The following is a 23,907-nucleotide window of genomic DNA, read 5'->3' as shown; positions in this document are numbered from 1 at the left end:
TCCCAGCGGGGTGGCCCCTTCCTCGGGGAGGGGGACCCTCCCGCTCGGGCGGGGCCTCGGGGGCGCGTTACGCCCCCGACACGCGGCTCAGAGCGCGCGCCAGCCGATGTCTTTGCGGCAGAAGCCCTCGGGCCAGTCGATCTGGTCGACCAGCGCATAGGCGCGGTCGCGGGCTTCTTGTAACGTAGCACCTCGGGCAGTGACATTGAGCACGCGCCCGCCGGTGGCGAGGATTGCGCCGTCTTTTGCCGTGGTGCCCGCATGGAAGACCGTTTCGCTTGAGGTCGAGGGCAGGGCGTCGAGGCCGCGGATCTCGGTGCCTTTGGTATAGCTGCCCGGATAGCCGTTTGCCGCCAGCACCACGGTCAGCGCATGGTCATCGGCCCATTGCGGTTGCACCTGATCCAGACGCCCTTCGGCACAGGCCAGCAGCAGGTCCAGCGCCTGCGCGCCCAAGCGCATCATCAGCACCTGACATTCCGGATCGCCGAAGCGGACGTTATATTCCACCAGACGCGGCTGGCCGTCCTTGATCATCAGGCCCGCATAGAGCACGCCCTGGAAGGGGGTGCCACGACGCGCCATTTCGGCCACGGTCGGTTTGACGATCTGGGTGATGGCCAGATCCTCGACCGCCTGCGTCAGGACGGGGGCGGGGGAATAGGCGCCCATGCCGCCGGTATTGGGGCCGGTATCGCCATCGCCCACGCGCTTGTGGTCCTGAGCGCCGCCCACGACCGCGATATTCTCGCCATCCGACAGGATGAAGAGCGAGGCTTCCTCGCCCTCCATGAATTCCTCGATCACGACCTCTGCGCCGGCCTCGCCAAAGGCGCCGCCGAAGATCTCGGTGATGCCGTCGAGCGCTTCTTGCAGCGTCATCGCGACGATCACGCCTTTGCCTGCGGCCAGACCATCGGCCTTGATAACGATGGGGGCGCCTTGCGCCTCGACATAGGCGCGGGCCGCATCGGCACTGTCGAACCGCGCATAGGCGGCGGTGGGGGCGTTGCAGGCATCGCAGACGGCTTTGGTGAAGGCCTTGGACGCTTCGAGCTGGGCGGCCTCGGCCGATGGGCCGAAGGTCAGAAGGCCCGCCGCACGCAGCGCATCGGCCACACCTGCGGCCAGAGGGGCCTCGGGGCCGATCACCACGAAATCGATCGCCTGTTCCTGACACAGGTCCAGCACGGCTTGCGCATCGCAGGGGTCAATAGCGGCGCATTCGGCAATCGCGGCAATCCCCGCATTGCCCGGCGCGACGATCAGACGGTCGCATTTGGGGTTTTGCTTGATGGCCCATGCCAGCGCATGTTCGCGCCCGCCGCTTCCAAGAACCAGAATGTTCATATGTCGTCCCTTTGCCGCACTCGTGTGATCGCGCCCCGTTTACGGCGAAGGGGGCTTTCGGGCAAGTGGCATTGACGCCTTGAAGCGGCAGGGAGGATGGGCGAAACAGGGGTATGGATCTTTTTGAAGATGAATCAGGCCCGAGCGGCAATAACAACGCCCATGATTACACGGTCTCCGAGATTTCGGGGGCGGTCAAACGCGTGATCGAGGGCGAATTCGGCCGCGTGCGGGTGCGCGGCGAGGTGGGGCGTGCGACACGCCCGCGCTCGGGGCATCTGTATTTCGACCTGAAGGACGACCGCTCGGTGATCGCTGCGATCAGCTGGAAGGGGCAGGTGGACCGGATGGCGGTGATCCCCGAAGAGGGGATGGAGGTGATTGCCACCGGCAAGATGACCACCTTTCCGGGCCAGTCGAAATACCAGCTGATCGTCGATACCGTCGAACCTGCGGGGGCGGGCGCGCTGATGGCGATGCTGGAGGCGCGCAAGAAGGCCTTGGGTGCCGAGGGGCTGTTTGATGCGGGTCGCAAGCGGCCTCTGCCGTGGCTGCCGAAGGTGATCGGGGTGGTGACCTCGCCCTCGGGGGCGGTGATCCGCGATATTCTGCACCGTCTGCGCGACCGCTTTCCGCGCCATGTGCTGATCTGGCCGGTGGCGGTGCAGGGGCAGGCCTGTGCGGGCGAGGTGGCGCGGGCGATCCGTGGCTTCAATGCGCTGGCGCCTGACGGGCCGATCCCGCGGCCCGACCTGTTGATCGTGGCGCGGGGCGGTGGGTCGATCGAGGACCTTTGGGGGTTCAACGAAGAGATTGTTGTGCGGGCGGCGGCGGAAAGCCGTATCCCGCTGATTTCGGCGGTGGGCCATGAGACCGATACCACGCTGATCGATTATGCCTCGGACAAGCGGGCGCCCACGCCGACGGCGGCGGCCGAGATGGCGGTGCCGGTACGTGGCGAGCTGGCTGTCTGGCTGCAGGATGCAGGCGCGCGGATGGCGCGCGCGGTGCGGGCGCGGGTGGATATCCAGCGCCAGCGTCATAGCGATCTGTCGCGTGCCTTGGGGCGGCCCGAGGCGGTTCTGGACCCTGTGCGCCAGCGCTATGACTGGTGGGCCGACAGGCTGGATCCGGCGCTGCGCGGGGTGACTTTGCGCAAGCGCTCCGAGTTTGGCCGGATCGAGGCGCGGCTGTCTCCGACCCTGTTGACGCGGGGGCTTTCGGAACAGGGGCGCAGGCTTGAGGGGCTGTCCGCGCGGCTGGTTTCGGCACGGGCGCGCAACCTTGATCTGGCGCGCTCGCGCAATGCGCAGTCGCGTGAAAGGCTGGAGGCTTTGGGCGAGCGGATGGCGCAGGCGCAGCAACGCCGGATCCGTCAGCTGGGTGAGCGGCTGGAGCAGATGGACCGTATGCGCCAGACTTTGGGCTATCGTGAGACGCTCAAGCGCGGCTATGCGGTGGTGCGCGCGGGCGAGAGCGTGGTGACGACGGCTGTTGAGGCGGCCGGGCACGCGGCGCTGCAGGTCGAATTTGCCGATGGTGTTCTGCCGGTGGTCACTGGTGGGGAGGGCGGTCCGTTGCCTGAGGCGACCAAGGCCCCCGAGCCGAAATCCCTAGAGCCGAAATCCCCCGTGCCGAAATCCCCCGTGGCGGAGACTGCTGCGCCGAAACCCGCCAAAAAGGCGCCTAAGAAAGCGGTGAAGTCTACGCCTCCGGAGCAGGGCAGCCTGTTCTGATCGCGCCGATCTTCGGCGGGGCCGCGTCCTGTCGGGGCATTGGACCCCGCCAGTCCGCGCGATGCGTGCCGCATCGGGGCGCTTTACCCATAGGTCTTCGAGACTTGTCAGACGCCGATATCGGGGCCGGGGCAATTCAGCGGGGTCTCGCTTTCACTGAGCGAGATCAGCGGTTCGGACATGCCGCCATCGCCCATGAACTGGGCTTTCAGCCCTTTGTCTGTATCGTAGAACTTCCAGCATTGCTGGCCGTTCTCGTCCTGATAGTCGAAGCAGATCTCTTCGCCCTGCTGATGCCATGTGCCCACTTTGCACGCGCTTTCGGTGAAGGCCCATAGCACCTTGTGACCGGGCAGATATTGCTCGATTCCATAGGCTTGGCCATTGGCGGAATAGGTGATTGTCTTTCCGGTGGTGCGGGCGTCGAACCCCGCGGCATCCAGCGGGGGCGTGGCATCTTCGGCCTGCGACACAGTGGCAAGGAGGGCAAGCGGGAAGGCGAGGACGAGGGCGCGCATCAGGGGCTCCGGCTGGGCAAGATCGGGGCCATCTTGGCAAAAACCGTGCCAATGTGAAACCCACAGCCCCGTGAAACGCCTGCTATGCGCGCATTCTATCCGGGGGGCTGGAAGCCAGGGGCTTTTGCGGGGGCTGGACGCGAAGTTCACGGCGGTTTGGGTGGGTGGAACCGCCGCTGCGTTGCGTGGCCTTTCCCTGCGCCAAGGCCGCGCCAAGCCGCTTCTGGCCGCGGGACCTTGCCGACGGCCGCCTGCTAGCGCCTGTCTGTGTGCGTAGCGGGTCCAGCGAGCCGGTCGAGCCGCCGATCCATGACGCGCCGCCACATCGGCGGGCAGAGCGCCAGCGTCGCCATGACCGGCAGCGAGCGCGGCAGGATCGGGCGGGTTGCCGTGATCTCGCCGATCCGAAGGGCGGGATAGGCGCGCGCGGGATGGGCATGGTGGTCGCTGTGACGCGGAGCGTTGAGCATCCAGAGCGAAGAGGCGGGTGGGCAGGCATCCCAGCTGTGATCCGGTCCTGCCGGTTCGACCCGCCCGTTCCGGATCTGCCGCCTTAACCCGTAATGCTGCACGTAATCGGCCAGCAGGAGCTGGATCTGCGCATGGGCGCATAGGCCCAGATAGGCGCATAGCCCCCAAGGCCCCCAAGCCAGTGTCACCATGCAGATCATCAGCACAGCCCCCAGACCATAGGCGAGATAGACCCTGTGCCGGACCGGACGTCCAGCCTTGCGACGCAGCGCTTCTTCGGCCTGCAAGCCCGCTTTCCAAGACCCGATCCAAGCGCGTGGCAGGAAGGTCCAGAACCCCATGCCGCGCGGCGCGGAATTGGGGTCTTGCGGGGTGGCGACATGGATATGGTGCACCAGCCTATGGGCCGAGGCGTGATGGCCGAAGAGCAGTGTGATATAGAGACATTGTCCCAGCCGGAAGAACAGCCGATTGCGGCGATGGATCAGCTCATGGGCGGCGGGCACGCTCACCTGCCCCAGAACGAAACCACATGCAAGAAACAGGGCAAGTTTGGACAGGGCAAGCGTGAACGGGTCCTTGTGCAGGGGAGTGGTGGGCAGCGGAGCGGCGCCCCATCCTGTGACCAGTGCGTTCAGGCACAGGGCGAAGATAACCAGATGGCCTGCGAAAATTGCCAGCAGAAGCCCGTCTGCGGCCGGAAATTCCACCCCTTCCGGCGCATCCGGCAGGGGGGCGGGGAAGAGCCTGTCGAGCAGGTGCAGAACCGTCGAACTGGCGCAGAAAGCCAGCAGGCACCACCAGCCGCCAAGCTCCGCTGCCAGCCCGACCAAGATCATGGGCACCAGTGTCGCACAGGCGAAAAGCGATGTTCCGGGCGGGCGCTTCATGGGGGTCCTTCAGTGGATCTGGGCAGGTTGCGACGGTGATACGGGATTTTCGGGGTAGAATCGACGGAAAACGGCGCAATTTCCCTGCGCTTGCGTGGAGAATGCTTTGGCAAGCCCTTCCATCGCTCGGCAGGATTGATTAGGTGAAAACGAAACCAATCTGGTCGGGGCCGTCAGGGCAGGGCCATTAGGCGTATAGGGGCAAGCTATGTCGTTTTTCAAAAAGTTGAAATCCCGTCTGACACGGTCCTCCTCGCGTCTTGAGGAAGGGATCGAGGATCTTGTGGCCGAAAAGCCGGCGCTGCCCGAACCCGAAGCGGTGCCTGACGTCGCACCCGATGCACAGGGTGTGGCGGCGCCCGAAGATACGACGCCCGAGGCGGTAACGCCGGAAGGCGCTAAGCCCGAGGCGGTAACGCCGGAAAAGGACAAGCCCGAGGCGGCAGGGTCGGGGGATGCGGGGGCGGGTATGTCGCGGCCCGATGCACAGCCGTCCGCTCAGCCGCAAACGCAGGGCGCGCCTTCTGTTGTGCCGCCTGCGGCTCCGGTCCAGAAAATGCCCGCCGCAGCGGAGCCGCTTCGCCCTGCCGCGCCAGCCAGCAAGCCCGGTTTCTTCGGTCGGCTTCTGGGCGGGGCGCGCGATGACAGCCCGCGCCGTGTGCTGGATGACGAATTTCTGGAAAGCCTCGAAGAGTTGCTGATTGCCTCGGATATGGGGGTCGATACGTCCCTGCGCGTGACGGCAAACCTTGCCGAGGGCCGTATGGGGCGCAAGCTTTCGGTCAACGAGATCAAGGGGCTGTTGGCGCAGGAAGTCGCCCGCATCATGGAGCCCGTGGCCAAGCCGATGCCGATCTTCCCCAAGCGCCCGCAGGTGGTGCTGGTGGTGGGGGTCAATGGCTCGGGCAAGACCACGACCATCGGCAAGCTGGCCAGCCAGTTCAAGGCCGCCGGAAAATCGGTGGTGATTGCGGCAGGCGATACCTTTCGCGCAGCCGCGGTGGAGCAGCTGAAGGTCTGGGGCGAGCGCGCCGATGTGCCGGTGCTGACCGCGCCCGAAGGCTCGGACCCTGCAAGCCTTGCCTTTGACGCGATGACCCGTGCCGAGGCCGAGGGCGCAGACCTTCTGATGATCGACACGGCAGGCCGCCTGCAGAACCGCGCCGATCTGATGGAAGAACTGGCCAAGATCGTCCGTGTGATCCGCAAGAAAGACCCTTCGGCACCGCATAACACGCTTCTGGTGCTGGATGCGACGACGGGGCAGAACGCGCTGAACCAGGTGGAGACCTTCCGCAAGCTGGCCGATGTGTCGGGTCTGGTGATGACCAAGCTTGACGGCACCGCGAAGGGCGGGGTTCTGGTGGCGCTGGCAGACCGCTTCGGCCTGCCGATCCATGCGATCGGCGTAGGCGAGCAGATCGACGATCTGGCCCCGTTCGACCCGCAGGAATTCGCGCAGGCGCTGGTGGGGATCGAGGCGAAATGAGTATTAGAAGGACGTGAGTATTAGAAGATTTATTACACAGGGGCTTTCGCTAGGCGTCAGGGTGATGCCCCTTCTGGCGCTTCCGCTTATGGCGGGGCCTGCATCCGCCGATGATGCCAAAAAGACAGCCTGTGCGCCGGTGGCAGAGCTGCTTGCGCTGGCAAAGGTCGATTATGGCACGCAGGAGCAGAACGGCGATCGCTGCATTTTCCGCGATCTGGTCGTTCCGATTCCGCTTGATTTGGCGGCCCTTTATGCTGACGAGCTGGATGTCTCACTGCGCGGGATGGATGCGGGGCTGCGGCCCGATGCGCTGCCCTCGCATGTGGATCTGCGTGTATCCAACCTGTTCTATGGCATCCGCGGGATAGAAGGCTATCCGCCCAAGATGGCCTATCTACAGAATGAAATCGCGCGGATGGCGGCATATCAGGTTGCGCTGGATCTCGACTGGAACGAGGAAGATGCCGAGTTGCGGTTGAACCGGATGGAGGTGACCGATCCGCTGGGGCAGGTCTCGCAGCTGTCCTTCACGCTGGGGTCGGTCACTCCTGCGTTCTTCGCGGCCCCCGTCGAACAGGCGAGCTTCCCTTCGGTCGAAGCTTTCTCGCTGGATCTGGCCTTGCCGTGGCTGTTCGAGGCGGTTGCCCTGATGCCGATGGGTATGGCGCTTTTGCCTGAAGAGGGTGATCCTGCGGCAGCTCTTGCCGCATTGCAAACCCAATATGCGGCTTTGGCCGAGGCGCTGCCGGACGCCTATATCGATGCGCCGTCACGCGCGGCGCTTGTGCGGTTGATCGGGGACCTGCCGCATCCGCAGCATGCGCTATCGGTGGATCTGCGGGGCAGGGTGCCATCACTGTCGCTGACGCAGGAAGAACTGCAGGCGCAGGATAGGGCGATGGCCTATGGCACGAAGCTGCTGGCGCAGGGCGGTTTTGGTCTGCAGATCGGCTATGGCCCCAACCCGTGAAACAGGCCTGACGGCACCGTGAGCCGTGCGGGGCGTGACTTTGCGCCCCGAACGCGGCATATCGGAATAAAGGCCCAGCTAGGACAGGACGGAATATGTCGGAACGCAAGATCAGCCCCGTGGTGAAAGGCGCGCTTGAATGGGGTCCCATTCTGGCCTTTTTCGTGGTCTATATGAAACTCAAGGACCAGACGGTGATGTTCCACGGCACGGAATATCACGGCTTTATCGTCGCGACGGCGATGTTCATTCCGCTCTTGACCATCTGCACGCTTGTGCTGTGGAAACTGACGGGCAAGCTGGCGCCGATGCAGATTGCGACGCTTGTCTTGGTGATTGTCTTCGGCGGGCTGTCGGTCTGGCTCAATGATCCGAAATTCTTCAAGATGAAAGTGACGCTGATCTACCTGCTCTTTTCGGGGATCCTTGGCGCGGGGCTGCTGCTGGGAAAACCGTGGTTGCAGCTTGTGCTTTCTGACAATCTGCCGATGAAACCCGAGGGCTGGACCATCCTGACCAAGCGGCTGGCGCTGTTCTTTCTGGGGCTTGCGGTGCTCAACGAAGTGATCTGGCGCACCCAGTCGGAAGAGATGTGGGTCAATTTCAAGACCTTCGGCCTGATGATCCTGATGTTCGTCTTCCTGATGGCGCAGGGGGGGCTGCTGAAACGCTATGCCCTTGAGGAGAGCGCCGAGGACAAGACCGACGACTGAGGCGTTCCGGGGCAGCCAATCCTTGACCGGCCCAGCCTATAGGCGTATCGCATCGGCAAGAAGCGCCGGGTGACGGTCCGGCCATTTAGGATGAGGACGACGATGACCAAGGATTGGAACACCCGCACGAAACTGGTTCATGAAGGCATCCGCCGCAGCCAGTATGGCGAGATGGCCGAGGCTCTGTTTCTGACCCAAGGCTTTGTCTACCCTTCGGCAGAAGTGGCCGAGGAACGTTTCCTGCATGCCGGTCCGGACGAATTCATCTATGCCCGCTACGGCAACCCCACCACCCGCATGTTCGAAGACCGGATCGCCGCGATCGAGGGCACCGAAGATGCCTTTGCCTGCGCGTCGGGCATGGCCGCCGTCAATGCCGCGCTGACCTCTCAGGTGAAAGCGGGCGACCATATCGTGGCCGCGCGCCAGATGTTCGGGTCGTGCCTTTACGTGTTGAAGGTCCTGCAGGGCTTTGGCGTCGAGGTCACGCTGGTCGATGGCACCCAGCTTGCCGAATGGGACGCCGCGATCAAGCCCAACACCAAGCTCTGCTTCTTCGAGTCGGTCTCGAACCCCGGGCTGGAAGTGATCGATATCACGGGCGTGGCGAAAATCGCCCATGCGCATGGCGCGAAACTGGTGGTCGATAACGTCTTCGCCTCGCCGGTTTTCTCGAATGCGGTGGCGCAGGGCGCGGATATCATCGTCTATTCGACGACCAAACATATCGACGGCGGCGGGCGCGCGCTTGGTGGCGTGGTCTGTGGCGACCGCGAGTTCATCCGTGGGCCGCTCGAAACCTATGCCAAACATACCGGCGGCGCGATGAGCCCCTATCACGCATGGCTGCACCTGTCGGGCATGCAGACGCTGGATCTGCGGGTGCGGGCTCAGGCCGAAAGCGCGGCCAAAGTTGCCAAGGCGGCCGAAGGCCATCCGGCGCTGAACCGCTCGATCTATCCAGGCCTGCCGAGCCATCCGCAGCATGATCTGGCGATGGCCCAGATGGGGTCGGGTGGCACGATGGTGGCGCTGGATCTGAAGGGGGGCAAGGAGGCCGCGTTCAAATTCCTCAATGCGCTGGAGATCGTGAAGATTTCGAATAATCTGGGGGATGCGAAATCCATCGCGACCCACCCCGCGACCACCACCCACAAGAACCTGACCGAAGACGAACGCGCCGAAATCAAGATCACCCCCGGCATGGTGCGCATTTCGATCGGGATCGAGGATGGCGATGATCTGGTGAAAGATATCGTCGGGGCACTTGACGCAGTTTGATAAGCTTTTGTCGTTAAAAGGGTGGCATGATCACATCTGCCACCCTATCTGTGCGATCTACGGAAAGGACAAATCCCATGAACGTCGATCGCCGTATTGATGCCCGTCAGGAACGTGCCCGCGCAGCTTTGAACGAGTTGCGGGATTGGGCGGCTTCCGTCACACCGGAAGAAGTAGCCGCACTGGATCCGGCGATTGCGCGGCTCCTGCCCGGGCGGGAAGTGGCCAACTATCCGGATCTCACGCGCCGCTACGATCACGATTTTACCGTGGATGAGGCCTATAAGGCCACAATGCCCGATCTGCAGAACGGGCCGTCCTCGCTGATTGTAGGGGCCAAGGCGCGCATCGGCCATGTGGGGATCTCGAATTTCCGCCTGCCGATCCGTTACCGCCGCCGCGACGGGGGCGAGCGCGAGCTGGAAACCTCGGTCACCGGTACGGTCAGCCTCGAGGCCGAGAAAAAAGGCATCAATATGAGCCGCATCATGCGGTCCTTCTATGCCCATTCCGAGACGGATTTCTCGCTGGATGTGATGGCGGGGGTGCTGGACGATTATAAGGCCGACCTCGAAAGCTTCGATGCGCGCCTTGCGATGGCGTTCTCTTACCCGATGCGGCGCGACAGCCTACGCTCGGGGCTGTCGGGCTGGCAATATTACGATATCGCTCTGGAGTTGATCGAACATAGCGGCCAGCGTCGCAAGATCATGCATCTGGACTATGTCTATAGCTCGACATGCCCCTGCTCGCTGGAACTGTCAGAGCACGCGCGTTCGCAACGCGGGCAACTGGCGACACCACACTCCCAGCGTTCTGTGGCACGAATCTCGGTGGAGACGCTGCCGGGTGAGCGCCTGTGGTTCGAGGATCTGATCGCGATTGCCCGCCGCCAGATACCCACTGAAACGCAAGTCATGGTGAAGCGGGAAGACGAACAGGCCTTCGCCGAGTTGAATGCCGCTCATCCGATCTTCGTTGAAGATGCCGTAAGAGTGCTGGCCGAAGGTCTGAAAGCAGATCCGCGTATCGGCGACTTCCGTGTTGTTGCCAGCCATCAGGAAAGCCTGCACAGCCATGATGCAGTTGCGGTGCTGACAGAAGGGTCGGTCTTTGCATCCGAAAGCCTTGACCCTCGATTGTTTGCGAGCCTGATTCACGGGGGGTAAGAGGCTCTGCCTCTCTTGAGCCTGCGGCTCAATTCACTCCGGGATATTTCTAGCAGCTGGAATGTAGCGTTTGCGCCCTAGTTCCAGCTGCCTAAAATATCCCGGGGGAGGCGCTCGGAACGAGCGACGGGGGCAGAGCCCCCTTTTGGTCGACGGGCATCTTTGCTATGACGGGAACAATGGTAGAACGCTTGGGGCCGGAACATGGCGCGATTTGACGAAGATGACGCATTTGAAGGCGCGGTCAGCCTGTCTGCGCGTGCAATGGCTGGGGCTGTGCCGCGTGCGCTGCCATATCTTGACGGTTTGAACCCTGCGCAGCGTGAAGCAGTGGAGACTCTGGACGGGCCTGTGTTGATGTTGGCAGGGGCGGGGACGGGTAAGACCAAGGCTTTGACCTGCAGGATTGCGCATCTGATGACTACGGGGCGGGCGCGTCCCAATGAGGTTCTGGCCGTGACCTTCACCAATAAGGCCGCGCGAGAGATGAAGGACCGGATCGGGGCGCTTTTGGGCGGCTCGATCGAGGGGATGCCGTGGCTTGGGACCTTCCACTCGGTCTGTGTGAAGCTTTTACGGCGCCATGCAGAGCTTGTTGGGCTGAAGACCAATTTCACCATTCTGGATACCGACGACCAGATCCGCTTGCTCAAGCAGTTGATTATTGCGGCCAATATGGATGAGAAGCGCTGGCCTGCGCGGATGCTGGCGGGGCTGATTGACGGCTGGAAGAACAAGGCTTTGACGCCGGATCGCGTGACAGGGGGCGATACGGCGGCCTTTGATCACCGCGGGTCGGAGCTTTATGCGCAATATCAGGAACGTCTGCGCACGCTGAATGCCGTGGATTTCGGTGATCTTCTTTTGCATATGGTCACGATTTTCCAGAAGTTTCCTGATGTGCTTGAACGCTATCAGCGCTGGTTCAAATATATTCTGGTGGATGAATATCAGGATACCAACGTTGCCCAATATCTCTGGCTGAGGCTTCTGGCGCAGGGGCATAAGAATATCTGCTGTGTGGGCGATGACGACCAGTCGATCTATGGTTGGCGCGGGGCCGAGGTGGGCAATATCCTGCGGTTTGAACGCGATTTCGCGGGCGCCAAGGTGATCCGGCTTGAACAGAATTACCGCTCGACGGAACATATACTGGCGGCGGCCTCGCAGCTGATTTCCGGCAATGAGGGGCGTTTGGGGAAGACGCTCTGGACCGAGGAGCAGGGCGGCGAGAAAGTCCGGCTGATTGGCCATTGGGATGGCGAGGAAGAGGCGCGCTGGATCGGTGAGGAAATCGAGGCTTTGTCGCGCGGTACGCGGGGCATGGCGCCCTATAGCCTGGAGGATCAGGCGATTCTGGTTCGGGCCTCGCATCAGATGCGCGCCTTCGAGGACCGTTTTCTGACCATCGGCATGCCTTACCGCGTGATCGGCGGCCCGCGATTCTATGAGCGCATGGAGATTCGCGATGCTATGGCCTATTTCCGGCTTGCGATCAGCCCCGAGGATGATCTTGCCTTCGAGCGGGTGATCAATACGCCCAAACGGGGCTTGGGAGATAAGGCCCAGCAGAAGATCCAGATCGAGGCGCGTCAGAATGGTGTCAGCCTGCTGGAAGGCGCGCGGCTGTTGCTGGCTCAGGGCGGGATCAGCGGCAAGGGGGCAGGGCAGCTGCGGGCCTTTGTGGCCAATGTCGATCGTTGGAATGAGGTCGTGAGGGCGGCCTCGCCTGCCTCGGCACGCAGCCCTGCCGATGACGATGATGATCTGTTCGAGGTGCTGGAAGATGCGGTGCCGCCGGCCAATGATCATTCGCACTTGCGTCTGGCCGAGGAAATTCTGGAGGACTCGTGCTATGTCGCCATGTGGCAGAACGACAAGACCCCCGAGGCTCCGGGTCGTCTGGAAAACCTCAAGGAGCTGATCAAGGCGCTGGAGCAATTCGAGAACCTTCAGGGGTTCTTGGAGCATGTCGCGCTGATCATGGATAACGAATCGAAAGATACCGAGGCCAAGGTCACCCTGATGACGCTGCATGGTGCCAAGGGTCTGGAGTTTCCGGTGGTCTTCCTGCCCGGTTGGGAGGATGGTCTTTTCCCCAGCCAGCGCAGCATGGACGAATCGGGGATGAAGGGGCTCGAGGAAGAGCGCCGTCTGGGCTATGTGGGCATCACCCGCGCCGAGGAGGTCTGCTATATCTCCTTTGCGGGCAACCGTCGGGTCTATGGCCAGTGGCAATCGCAGATGCCCTCGCGCTTTATCGATGAGCTGCCCTCGGATCATGTGGATGTCATGACGCCGCCCGGTCTGGGCGGGGGCGCGCCCTCGACGCTGGGCAGCCAGATCGATGCGCGCGCGGCCAGTGCCGATGTCTATAACTCCCCCGGTTGGAAGCGGCTGCAAAGCCGTGGGGTGCACAGCCAGACGCCCTCGCGCCCGCGTGCCGTCACCGTCGAGAATGATTTCGATATCGGCGACCGCGTGTTCCACAAGAAATTCGGCTATGGCGAGGTCATGGGTACCGAGGCCGACAAGCTGGTGGTCGAATTCGACATGGCGGGCACGAAGAAGCTGATCGCCTCTTTCGTGGTGCCCGCCGAGAGCGCCGATGATGTGCCGTTTTAAAGCGTGCTGAACAGTTTGGTGAGGCGTTTCGCCTCGCCATCCAACCCGAAGGGCGGGTTGATAATGAACATCCCCGACCCGATCATCCCATGCCCCTCGCGGGCGGGCGGGAAGCGGACCTCATGGGACAGCGCCTCGGGGTATTGACCCACAAGCCGCGCCACCATTCCCGCCTGCGCGCGGTTTTCCAGAACCGGATACCACAGCGCGATAATGCCGACATTCCAGCGCGTCACCAGCTTGTCGATCAGTTTGGGGATGGCGGTATAGTCGGTTTTCACCTCCCATGAGGGGTCGATCATGATCAGCCCGCGCCGCGGCGTGGGGGGCGTCATGGCCACAGCCATCTCCAGCCCGTCCTTGTTATGCAACCGCGCATGGCGCTTCATCACCGGAAACAGCGCCTGATATTCCTGCGGATGCAGCTCGCAGACCTGAAGGCTGTCGATCTCGCGCAGGAGGGTCGCTGCGATCAGCGGCGATCCGGGATAGGCATCGGGGCCATGGGCTTCGCGGGTCTTAGTAATTGCGCGGGCATAGGGATGATCGGGTTTGAACCAGCCCGCGACCTCGGGGCGCTGGATGCCTTGGGCGGCCTCGCCTGTCTTTACCGCTGAGGCATCCGACAGGTCATACAGCCCGCGCCCGCCATGGGTTTCCAGATAGCTCAGCGGCTTATCCTTGCGGGTCAGATAGTCCAGCATCACCGACAGCAGCGCATGTTTATGCAGGTCTGCCAGATTTCCGGCGTGATAGGCGTGTTGATAGGACAGCATGGCAAAGGCTCCCGGTCGTTTGGGCGGTGATGCCGCGATACGGGCCGTGGCGCAAGGGGGCGCGTGAACAAGGGGCGGATTCGGGGGAATTAAAGAAAAACGGCGACGCCCGGGAGGAGAGGGGCATCGCCGTTCTTGTAGACCAGGGCACTCGGGAGGAGGAGTGAGGGCCCTTGGAAACGGAACGGTTCTCAGGGAGGAGGAGAACCGGTCCTAACGCGCGCCTCGGGAGGAGGAGTGAGGCGCGGTATCTGATGCGGTGTCCTCAGGGAGGAGGAGGAGAACACCGCGAAACGATCAGCCCTAGGGAGGAGGAGCGGGCTGTCCGTATGCAAATGGGAAGAGGCTTCCCGTGTTTCAAGACCATCGGCGGCGTCTCGAGCCGAAAGAGAAGTCTGGCGGTTCCCCAAGGGAGGAGAAGAGGAACCGCCGACTTCACAAACGCGATCTTCAGGGAGGAGGAGGAAGATCGGCGTATCCGGCTGTGGCGCAACAGGGCCTGTAAAGGGTGGCGGCGGTCTCAGGGAGGAGGAGGAGACTGCCGCCCATTCCTAAGGCTCAGGGAGGAGGAGGGAGCCTATGGAAGCTTATGTTCAGTGACGACCGTAGGCGGCTTCTGCAGCAACGCGGGTCAGCATTGCGCGGCTCATGCCCAGATCATCCAGTTCGCGGGTCGAGAGCGAGCGCAGCTCGGCCAGCGTTTCGTTATAGAGTTTGCGACGAGCGATCGCGTCCTTGAGGGCTTCGATCAGTCCAAAGCCACGGCGGTCTTGGCGGATTTCAGTTGCTACTGCCATTTGCGTATTCCTTTGGGTTCGTGCTTGCGTTCGTGGCGTTTTCGCCTTCTGTTGTCGCTAACATGGCGAAAATGCCGCGTTCGCACAATGGTGACGGCGGCAAGCCCGTCATGCGGAAAGTGCATAACACATTCTGACCTATTTCCCCCTGGATTCGGATATTTCATTGCGTGTGCCCCGTCATGGTTGCGGGAAAACGGCGGGCAGGGCGTTTCGGGGGCTTGAACAGCGCGTCCAAATGGCCACAGTCGGCGAAATTCGAGTTCTGGAGGCCCCGATGACACTCACCAAAGACACCGTTCTGGCAACCCTCGCGCAGGTCAGGCTGCCGCAAGGCGGCACCGTAACAGAGCGCAACCTGATTCACGCGCTGGCAGTCGAGGCGGGTGTGGTGCGATTCGTGCTGGAGGGGGCACCGCAGGCCGAGCTGGAGGCGATCCGGTCGCGGCTCGAGGTCGAGCTGAAGGCTCTGCCGGATCTCAAGAGCCTGTCGATTGTGATCCCCGCCGCCGGACCTGCAGGGGCGAAGGGGCCGACCATTGGCGGGCATCCCAAGAAGCAGTCCGGTCCGCTGCCGGTGGAGGGGGTGAAACATGTGATCGCCGTAGGGTCGGGGAAGGGAGGGGTCGGGAAATCGACCGTTTCCGCCAATCTTGCGGTTGCGCTGGCGCGTCAGGGGGTAAAGGTCGGGCTGCTGGATGCCGATATCTACGGCCCCTCCCAGCCGCGTATGATGGGGGTGTCCAAACGTCCGGCCTCGCCCGATGGCCATACGATCCTGCCGTTGCAGGCGCATGGGGTCACTCTGATGTCGATCGGGTTCATGTTGAAAGAGGACGAGGCGGTGATCTGGCGTGGTCCGATGCTGATGGGGGCGCTGCAGCAGCTTCTTGGGCAGGTGAAATGGGATCATTACGGGCCGCTGGATGTGCTGATCATCGATCTGCCGCCCGGAACGGGAGATATCCAGCTGTCCCTGTGTCAGAAGACCAAGCTTGACGGCGCGGTGATCGTGTCCACCCCGCAGGATATCGCGCTGTTGGATGCGCGCAAGGCGCTGGATATGTTCAAGCGTCTTGGCACGCCGGTGCTGGGCTTGGTCGAGAATATGTCCACCTATATCTGCCCGGAATGCGGCCATGAGGCGCATCTCTTCGGTCATGGCGGGGTGGCCGAGGAGGCCGCGCGGCTTGGTCTGCCGCTTTTGGGGTCTTTGCCGTTGAATATCGAGGTGCGTCTGGCCGCAGATGCGGGGACCCCTGTTGCGGCGGGCGAAACCGCTGTGGCGGCGCCTTATGCGGGGCTGGCCGCGACGCTTGCGCGGGTCGCGGATCTGGCGGGCTGAAGGGCCGGTCCGGTCCGGCGCCCGAGAACGCCGATCCGTGTCGCCCGATCCGGCAAAGCCGTGGCGGGGGCAGGGCGGGACCCCGCTGGGAATTCACGGGAACGGGCCACGGGAATTCGCGGGACGGGAAATGACGGGAAATGGTCGGCTTCTGGCGAGGCCGGCCGATTCTGATTCTGACTGGGGAGATAGTGGCCCTGCTTCCGATTCGGGGTACGGTTGGCCGGTTAATCTCCCGTGACGCAGCGGAACTGCTTCGCGCATATTCCCCTTCTCCCGCAGTTGCATCATAAAAAATGGCGCATTTTGCCTAATTTTTGGCGAATTCCGAGGGTGAGTTGGGCTTGACTCTGGTGGCCGATCACGAGAGATCACGCTCCGGTGATAGTGGTTAATAAATAGTTAATAAGTTCTGGACCCGTGGTTTTTGGGTGACATTGCGCTCCGCCATTTGGGATTTGGCGGGATTAAGCAAAAGTTTTTTTATTACTAGATTTGGTGTCTGAATCTCACAAAACCACGATTTATTACTATGCCGTTCCCCTCATGTTCTCAGAAGGTTAACTTATCCACAGAGTTGTCCAAGGTCATTAACCAACTGTTAGCTAAAAACCTATTGCCTCCCGTAAATTCCCGTGGCATCCCTAACTCATCGCAAAGGCGGGAACATAGAGGCACAAAGACCTCACGGCGAAAAGAGCAGTTTCATACAGGCACCCCCTGACGCGAAAAAGAGAGATCCGGCGCGCGAGCGAGCAGACATCCCCCCAGGTGGCGCGCGCAGTCGGACAGCCCAGAGATGGGAACGAGGGCGGCGGATTGGGCAGTGGCAGCAGCTCAATCCGCCGTTTTCATTCTGACCCTTCGGGGTCGCCAATACACCCGACGGCCAGAGGCAGAAGGTGCGTCGAGAGGGGCAGGAGAGGGTTCGCAATTGGCGGGCATGTTCATAGGCGAATACACCTTCAAGGTGGACAGCAAGGGTCGCATGTCGATCCCGGCTGCGTATCGCCAAGAACTGGCCGACGGTGACCCGAGCCGCCCCAATCAGGACCGCCCCCGCATGGTGATCGTCTACGGGGCCGACAATCAGAAAATGCTTACGGTTTACACGCAAAGCGCCTTCGAGGCGCTTGCGGCCGATATCGCGGCCCTGCCGCGCGGCTCGAAAAACCGTACCATCCTGCAACGTATGGTATTGTCCAAATCGCAACCGCTGGAGATCGATCCGGATGGCCGGATGGTCCTTCCGGCATTCCTGCGCGAAAAGATCGGTCTTGAGAACGAGGCCTATTTCGCCGGCGTCGGCGAGACCTTCGAGATATGGAAGCCCGAGACCTTCGAGGATGCCGATCAGGCCAATGTGGATCAATGGATCGACGAGATGGGCGATGATTTCGACCCGCTCTCGCTTTTGGGGGCCTAAACCATGAGCGCGCCTGGCCGTCCGCATATTCCGGTTCTTCTGCGTCCCTTGCTGAAGGCTGTGGCCCCTGTCGAGGGCATCTGGATTGATGGCACCTTCGGCGCGGGCGGCTATTCGCGCGGGCTTTTGGCGGAAGGTGCAGCAACGGTGATCGGTGTGGACCGTGATCCGATGGTGTTCGATATGGCCGAAAGCTGGCGCAAAGACTATGGCGACCGGCTGCAACTGGTGCATGGAACCTTCTCCGAGATGGATGACTATGCCGCCGAGATCGCGCCCGAGGGGCGTGTGGATGGCGTGGTGCTGGATCTGGGCATCAGCTCGATGCAGATCGATCAGGCCGAGCGCGGCTTCTCCTTCATGCAGGACGGCCCTCTGGATATGCGTATGTCGCAGAGCGGGCCGTCGGCGGCCGATCTGGTCAATACGCTGGATGAGGAGGAGCTGGCCGATATCCTCTATCATTATGGCGAGGAGCGCGCCTCGCGCCGGATTGCCCGCAATATTGTGAAAGCCCGCGAGATCGCGCCATTTGCTACGACCAAACAGCTGGTCGAGGTGATCGAGCGCTCGCTTCCGCGCCCCAAGCCCGGTCAGTCGCATCCGGCGACCCGCAGCTTTCAGGCGCTGCGCATCGCGGTGAATGATGAATTCGGTCAACTCATCGAGGGGCTTGAAGCCGCCGAGCGCGCGCTGAAACCGGGCGGGCTTCTGGCTGTGGTCAGTTTCCATTCGCTGGAAGACCGTGTTGTGAAGCGCTTCTTGCAGGCGCGCTCTGGCGGGGGCGGGCAGGGCTCGCGCTATGCACCAGTGCAGAAATCCGCCGTGCCGGGCTTTGATAAGCCCTCAAAGGCTATTCCTCCGGACGAAGAAGAGCTTATAGACAACCCGCGCGCCCGTTCGGCCAAATTGCGAGTCGCGCGTCGTCTTGATACCCCCGCCGCACCGGCGGACCGTAGCACGCTGGGGCTTCCTGCCCCTGTTCTGGAACCCGCTGGCAAAGCCACGCCGCATAAACGGAGAACTCGATGAGATCGTTGATCTATCTTGCAACGGCTCTGTGTGTGATGGGGCTGGCCTTCTGGGCATATCGCGTCAATTACGATACTCAGGACAAGCGGGACGAGCTGCGCGCACTGGATCGCGAGATCGCGTCGCTGAACGAGGGTCTGGGCGTTCTGCATGCCGAATGGGCCTATCTCAACCGGCCCGATCGTCTGCGGGAACTGGTGAACCTGAATTTCACCGATCTCGAGCTTCTGCCGCTACAGGCCGACCAATTCGCCACCGTGTCGGAAATTCCCTATCCGAATCCGGTCGAGATGGCGGATCCGGATGCCCCGCAGGAGCCGGATGTCTTGGCGCAGAACGGTCAGGCGGCGAAAAACGGGCAGGCACCAAAAGAGGGGTTGTAAGATGATCCGCATTCCGCTCCGGCCTTTGGCAAAGATCATTTCGGCCCGCAATCGCGGCGAGAACCCCGACGATATCGAACGCGAGAACACCCGCATCCGTGGCGAGGCCACCCGCGACCGTGCGCGGGTGCGTGCCGAGGGGCGGCTTCTGGTGATGGGGCTCGCCTTTGTGGCGGGCTTTACCGTTGTGGGCGTGCGTATGGGCTCGCTTGCGGCCTCCGAGCCGGTCGAGCCGCGCGCGGCCGCCCCTTCGGGCATCCATGCGCAGCGGGCCGATATCGTCGATCGCGAGGGCCGCGTGCTGGCCACCAATCTTGTGACCCATGCGCTTTATGCACAGCCGCCGATGATGGTGGACCCTGTGGGTACGGTTGACAAGCTGATCAAGATTTTCCCCGATCTTGACCATGACCGGCTGATGAAGGATTTCACCGGCAACCGAAAATTCGTCTGGATCAAAAAGAAGATCTCGCCCGAGCAGATGCAGGCCGTGCATGATATCGGCGAGCCGGGGCTGTTGTTCGGCCCGCGCGAGATGCGGCTTTATCCCAATGGTGCCGTGGCGGCCCATATTCTGGGCGGGTCGCGCTTCGGGGCCGAGGGGGTGAATTCTGCCGAGATCGTGGGGACGGCAGGTGTCGAGAAAGAATTCGATAGCTGGCTGCGCGATCCGGCCAATAAGGGCGCGCCGCTGAGGCTGTCGATCGACCTGACCGTGCAGGCGGCGCTGGAAGAAATTCTGGACGGCGGCATGAAGCTGATGAATGCCAAGGGCGCCACCGCGATCCTGATGCAGGTGCAGACCGGCCAGATCGTGGCGATGGCCAGCCTGCCCGATTTCGACCCCAACAAACGCCCGCGTCCGCTGACCACGGGCGATGCCTCCGACAGCCCGCTGTTCAACCGCGCGGTTCAGGGGCTTTACGAGCTGGGCTCGACCTTCAAGATTTTTGCGGTCTCGCAGGCGATGCAGATGGGGCTGGTGACCCCTACCACCGTCGTCGATAGCCAGTCGCCGATGAAAGTCGGGCGGTTCCGTATCCGCGATTTCCACAATTACGGTGCCCATCTGACGGTGACCGATGTTATCAAACACAGTTCGAACGTCGGCACGGCGCATATTGTCGAGATGTTCGGCCCCGATGCGCAGAAGAAGTTTCTTGCCAAGCTGGGCTTTCTCAAACCGACCTCGGTCGAGCTGATCGAGGCCGAGACGGGCCAGCCGCAACTGCCGCCGAAATGGGGAGATGTTTCGGCGATGACCATCGGCTATGGGCATGGTCTGGCGGCCAGCCCGCTGCATCTGGCGGCGGCCTATGCCACCATTGCCAATCATGGTATCCGCGTCGAACCCACACTTCTGGCGGGGGTGGATAAAGGTCATGGCGAGCGGGTGATCAGCGATGATGTGTCGCGCAAGGCACTGGCGATGATGCGGATCGTTGTGACGCAGGGGACGGCCTCGTTCGGCAATGTGCCGGGCTATGAGGTGGGCGGCAAAACCGGCACCGCCGATAAGGTAAAGCCGACGGGCGGCTATTATGACGACAAGGTCATCGCCACCTTTGCCGGCGCGTTCCCGATTTCGGATCCGAAATATGTGCTAGTGCTGACGCTGGACGAGCCTTCGGACAATTCCGGCCCGATCCCGCGCCGCACCGCAGGCTGGACCGCTGTGCCCGTGGCCGCCGAGGTGATCCGCCGTTGTGCCCCGCTTCTGGGCCTGCGCCCGATGCCCGCGCATGACCAGATTGCCGGTATTCAGGTCACCAAGAAGCCGGGCGAGAAGACGGTCGCCGACGAGTGATCGGGGCAGGTCGCGGGGCCTGTCCGCACCGGTCGGAATTTGCCGATACGGTCGGGCGGCAGGCAGGCGATGCGTTGACCTTGTCCACTTGCCCGCGATAAATGAAGCCTATGGGGCAGGGGCCGCTTTTGACGGAAGGCGCGTCATCTCCGGCACCCTTTTCGCCGCGCGCCGAAATTGAAACAGAGAGCCATAATCATGCCGACAGATGTGCCGCAATCGAGCCTGATCGCATTGGGGCTGACCCCGCATTCGGGGGGGGACCGCCAGATTACAGGGCTTTCGGTCGACAGTCGTCAGGTCCGGCCCGGTCATCTTTTTGCAGCCCTTCCGGGCACGAAGGTGCATGGGGCCGATTTCGTGCCTGCCGCGCTGGCCAAAGGTGCGGTGGCCGTTCTGACCGACCGCGCGGGGGCGGCGCTGGTGCAGGCGGCTCTCTCCGAGGCGGGGGCGACGCTGGTTGTGGCGGAAGATCCGCGGCAGGCGCTGGCCTATGCGGCGGCGCTGTTTTTCGGGCAGCAGCCTGCCACGATGATCGCGGTGACCGGCACCAACGGGAAAACAAGCGTGGCCACGTTCACCCGCCAGATCTGGCAGGTTCTTGGCTATGAGGCGGTCAATATCGGCACCACCGGCGTAGAGGGGGCCTATTCCGCCCCGTCCAATCACACGACCCCCGAGCCGATCACGCTGCACCGCCTTCTGGCCGAGATGGCCAAGACCGGCATCACCCATGCCGCGATGGAGGCTTCGTCGCATGGTCTGGCCCAGAAGCGGCTGGATGGTGTGACCCTGCGCGCGGCGGCGTTTACCAACTTCACGCAAGACCATCTCGATTATCACGCCACCTTCGAGGACTATTTCGCGGCCAAGGCGGGGCTGTTCGGCCGTGTCCTGCCGGAAGACGGGGTGGCCGTGATCAATATGGATGACCCCAAAGGCGAGGCAATGGCCGAGATCGCCCATGCCCGCGGGCAGCGGGTGATCCGTGTGGGGCATGGTGAAGAATGCGAGATGCGGCTTCTGGGCAAGCGTCCCGATGCCACAGGGCAGGATGTGCGCTTTGCATGGGAGGGCAAGCCGCAGATGGTGCGCCTGTCACTGATTGGCGAGTTCCAGGCGATGAATGTGCTGACGGCTGCGGCGCTGGTGATCGGCTGCGGGGCCGACCCTCTGTCTGTGGTGCAGGCGCTGGGGCATCTGACGACCGTCAGGGGGCGGATGCAGCAAGTCGCGGTGCGCGAGAACGGTGCGACGGTGTTTGTCGATTATGCCCATACGCCCGATGCGGTGGCCACGGCGCTGAGCGCGCTGCGTCCGCATGTGCTGGGCAAGATCGTGGTGATCGTCGGGGCGGGCGGGGACCGTGACCGGACCAAGCGCCCGCTGATGGGCAGGGCCGCGACCGATCATGCCGATATGGTCTTTGTCACCGATGATAACCCGCGCACCGAAGATCCCGCCCTGATCCGCGCGGCGGTGATGGAGGGCGCGGGCCCGACCGCAATCGAGGTGGGCGACCGTGCCGAGGCCATCCTGCTGGCGGTCGACAAGCTGGAACCGGGCGATGCGCTTCTGATTGCGGGCAAGGGCCATGAGACGGGGCAGGTGATCGGTACGGATGTCTATCCGTTCGATGATGCCGAACAGGCATCGGTTGCGGTGGCTGCACTGGATGGGAAAATCTGATGACACTCTGGACCACAGCCGAGATTGCCCGTGCCACGCGGGGACGGGCCACCCTTGACGCACAGATCGGCGGGATCTCCATTGACACCCGCACGATTGCGCGGGGGGATCTTTTCGTGGCGCTGACCGCGGCGCGCGACGGGCATGATTTCGTGCGGCAGGCGCTGGATAAGGGGGCGGGGGCGGCGCTTGTGTCGCGTATTCCCGAAGGCTGTAGCGAGGCCGATCCGCTGGTGCTTGTGGCGGATGTGCTGGAGGGGCTGCAGGATCTGGGCCGTGCGGGGCGCGCGCGCTCTGGCGCGAAGGTCATCGCGGTGACGGGGTCGGTGGGGAAGACCTCGACCAAGGAGATGCTGCGCGAGGTGCTCAAGGGGCAGGGCAAGACCCATGCGGCCGAGGCCTCTTTCAACAATCACTGGGGGGTGCCGATCACGCTGGCGCGCCTGCCGGCCGATGCCGATTTCGCGGTGATCGAGATCGGGATGAACCATCCGGGCGAGATCGCGCCGCTGGCGCGGATGGCGCGTCCGCATGTGGCGATGATCACCACGGTGGCTGCGGCCCATCTGGCGGCATTCGACGACCTCTTCGGCATTGCCCGTGAAAAGGCGGCGATCTTCGAGGGGCTGGAGCCCGGGGGCACCTGTGTCGTGCCCTTGGGGCTTGAGGTGTCGGACGTGCTGATGCAGGCGGCGAAAGCGGCGGGCGAGGTGGTGACGTTCGGGGCGGATGAGGCGGCAGATTACCGGCTGGTCAGGGTAGATATTCATGGCGATACTACCGTGGTGCAGGCTGATGCGCGCGGGCAGGATCTGCTTTTCAAGGTGCAAAGCCCGGGGCGGCATTTCGCTTCCAACGCTTTGGGCGCGATTGCCGCCTGCGCGGCGCTTGGCTGCGAGCAGGCGGTGGCGGCCATCGATCTGGGGCATTGGGTGCCACCGGCGGGGCGCGGCACGCGCGAGAGGGTGCTGTTTGACCCGATCAACCCCGAACAGGGGATCGATCTGTTTGATGATGCCTTCAACGCCAATCCGACCTCGATGGCGGTGGCGCTTGAAATGCTGGCCGCCCAGATGCCGCAAGATGGTGTGGGGCGGGTCAAGCATGGCCGCCGTGTGGCCATTCTGGGCGAGATGCTGGAGCTGGGGCCGAGCGAGGCGGAGATGCATGCGGGGTTGGCGCGTCTGGCGCCAATGGCGTCGATCGATGTGGTGCATATGGTCGGTCCGCGCATGGCGGCCTTGCGCGATGCGCTGCCTGCAGCCAAGCGCGGCGAGTGGTATGAAACGGCGCAGGACATGGTCAGCCGCGTGCGCCATCTGGTCGATGCGGGCGATGTGATTTTGGTGAAAGGCTCCAAGGGGTCGAAGGTGAGCCTTGTTGTCGAGGCGCTGCGTAAGCTTGGTCAGCCGGTTTCGACCGAGATATAAAGGATAA

General features: G+C 62.8%; 19 protein-coding genes. 14 read left to right on the top strand and 5 right to left on the bottom strand.

Annotation, left to right across the window (positions count from 1 at the left end; genetic code table 11):
- Positions 1-87 precede the first annotated feature (87 nt).
- Positions 88-1,350, bottom strand: coding sequence for a phosphoribosylamine--glycine ligase (purD, locus tag WDB88_RS11485; RefSeq protein ID WP_339107811.1), 1,263 nt, complete (start codon positions 1,348-1,350; stop codon positions 88-90).
- Between the two features lie 113 nt (positions 1,351-1,463).
- Here purD and xseA point away from each other — a divergent pair, with 113 nt between their 5' ends.
- Entirely contained in the window at positions 1,464-3,086 is a 1,623-nt protein-coding gene (xseA, locus tag WDB88_RS11480) for an exodeoxyribonuclease VII large subunit (protein WP_339107810.1), read from the top strand.
- A 107-nt stretch (positions 3,087-3,193) separates the two neighbouring features.
- Here the strand turns inward: xseA and WDB88_RS11475 are convergent, their stop codons facing one another.
- Together WDB88_RS11475 and WDB88_RS11470 are read right to left on the bottom strand one after the other, a co-directional pair.
- Positions 3,194-3,604, bottom strand: coding sequence for a hypothetical protein (locus WDB88_RS11475; protein WP_339107809.1), 411 nt, complete (start codon positions 3,602-3,604; stop codon positions 3,194-3,196).
- 254 nt (positions 3,605-3,858) lie between these two features.
- Positions 3,859-4,965, bottom strand: a complete 1,107-nt coding sequence (locus tag WDB88_RS11470; protein WP_339107808.1) for an alkane 1-monooxygenase — start codon at positions 4,963-4,965, stop codon at positions 3,859-3,861.
- A gap of 208 nt (positions 4,966-5,173) precedes the next feature.
- Between WDB88_RS11470 and ftsY the strand changes: the two genes are divergently transcribed.
- The 6 genes from ftsY to WDB88_RS11440 all read left to right on the top strand — a co-directional run bounded on the left by ftsY (position 5,174) and on the right by WDB88_RS11440 (position 13,215).
- Positions 5,174-6,454 (top strand): signal recognition particle-docking protein FtsY, encoded by a 1,281-nt coding sequence (gene ftsY, locus WDB88_RS11465; protein ID WP_339107807.1) that lies wholly within the window; start codon positions 5,174-5,176, stop codon positions 6,452-6,454.
- Positions 6,455-6,467: 13 nt separating this feature from the next.
- On the top strand, positions 6,468-7,427 hold the full coding sequence (locus WDB88_RS11460; protein ID WP_339107806.1) for a hypothetical protein: 960 nt from the start codon (positions 6,468-6,470) through the stop codon (positions 7,425-7,427).
- Between the two features lie 95 nt (positions 7,428-7,522).
- A complete protein-coding gene (locus tag WDB88_RS11455) occupies positions 7,523-8,140 on the top strand; it encodes an inner membrane-spanning protein YciB (protein ID WP_339107805.1) in 618 nt (205 codons plus the stop codon).
- Between the two features lie 102 nt (positions 8,141-8,242).
- Positions 8,243-9,421, top strand: a complete 1,179-nt coding sequence (gene metZ, locus WDB88_RS11450; protein ID WP_339107804.1) for an O-succinylhomoserine sulfhydrylase — start codon at positions 8,243-8,245, stop codon at positions 9,419-9,421.
- Positions 9,422-9,498: 77 nt separating this feature from the next.
- Entirely contained in the window at positions 9,499-10,590 is a 1,092-nt protein-coding gene (gene folE2, locus WDB88_RS11445; RefSeq protein WP_339107803.1) for a GTP cyclohydrolase FolE2, read from the top strand.
- 204 nt (positions 10,591-10,794) lie between these two features.
- Entirely contained in the window at positions 10,795-13,215 is a 2,421-nt protein-coding gene (locus WDB88_RS11440; protein WP_339107802.1) for a UvrD-helicase domain-containing protein, read from the top strand.
- Here the strand turns inward: WDB88_RS11440 and rlmJ are convergent.
- Together rlmJ and WDB88_RS11430 are read right to left on the bottom strand one after the other, a co-directional pair.
- Entirely contained in the window at positions 13,212-13,991 is a 780-nt protein-coding gene (rlmJ, locus tag WDB88_RS11435) for a 23S rRNA (adenine(2030)-N(6))-methyltransferase RlmJ (RefSeq protein WP_339107801.1), read from the bottom strand. The two genes, WDB88_RS11440 and rlmJ, sit on opposite strands and share 4 nt — an antisense overlap.
- A gap of 593 nt (positions 13,992-14,584) precedes the next feature.
- Positions 14,585-14,788 carry a DUF1127 domain-containing protein gene (locus tag WDB88_RS11430; protein ID WP_339107800.1) on the bottom strand — a complete coding sequence of 68 codons (204 nt, stop codon included), beginning with the start codon at positions 14,786-14,788 and terminating at the stop codon, positions 14,585-14,587.
- A gap of 277 nt (positions 14,789-15,065) precedes the next feature.
- Here WDB88_RS11430 and WDB88_RS11425 point away from each other — a divergent pair, with 277 nt between their 5' ends.
- From WDB88_RS11425 to murF, 7 genes are all read left to right on the top strand, one after another.
- Entirely contained in the window at positions 15,066-16,133 is a 1,068-nt protein-coding gene (locus WDB88_RS11425) for an Mrp/NBP35 family ATP-binding protein (protein WP_339107799.1), read from the top strand.
- A 988-nt stretch (positions 16,134-17,121) separates the two neighbouring features.
- Entirely contained in the window at positions 17,122-17,559 is a 438-nt protein-coding gene (locus WDB88_RS11420; RefSeq protein ID WP_339107798.1) for a transcriptional regulator MraZ, read from the top strand.
- 3 nt (positions 17,560-17,562) lie between these two features.
- Positions 17,563-18,591 carry a 16S rRNA (cytosine(1402)-N(4))-methyltransferase RsmH gene (rsmH, locus tag WDB88_RS11415; RefSeq protein WP_339107797.1) on the top strand — a complete coding sequence of 343 codons (1,029 nt, stop codon included), beginning with the start codon at positions 17,563-17,565 and terminating at the stop codon, positions 18,589-18,591.
- A complete protein-coding gene (locus tag WDB88_RS11410) occupies positions 18,588-18,974 on the top strand; it encodes a cell division protein FtsL (RefSeq protein WP_339107796.1) in 387 nt (128 codons plus the stop codon). Before rsmH ends, WDB88_RS11410 begins: the two co-directional genes overlap by 4 nt.
- 1 nt (position 18,975) lies before the next feature.
- A complete protein-coding gene (locus WDB88_RS11405; protein WP_339107795.1) occupies positions 18,976-20,781 on the top strand; it encodes a penicillin-binding protein 2 in 1,806 nt (601 codons plus the stop codon).
- A gap of 198 nt (positions 20,782-20,979) precedes the next feature.
- Positions 20,980-22,470, top strand: a complete 1,491-nt coding sequence (locus WDB88_RS11400; RefSeq protein WP_339107794.1) for a UDP-N-acetylmuramoyl-L-alanyl-D-glutamate--2,6-diaminopimelate ligase — start codon at positions 20,980-20,982, stop codon at positions 22,468-22,470.
- Positions 22,467-23,900 (top strand): UDP-N-acetylmuramoyl-tripeptide--D-alanyl-D-alanine ligase, encoded by a 1,434-nt coding sequence (gene murF / locus WDB88_RS11395; RefSeq protein WP_339109529.1) that lies wholly within the window; start codon positions 22,467-22,469, stop codon positions 23,898-23,900. Before WDB88_RS11400 ends, murF begins: the two co-directional genes overlap by 4 nt.
- The last annotated feature ends 7 nt before the right edge of the window (positions 23,901-23,907 follow it).

Source organism: Thioclava sp. GXIMD4216 (assembly GCF_037949285.1).
GTDB lineage: Bacteria > Pseudomonadota > Alphaproteobacteria > Rhodobacterales > Rhodobacteraceae > Thioclava > Thioclava litoralis.
This window is presented reverse-complemented; position numbering and strand designations above follow the sequence as displayed.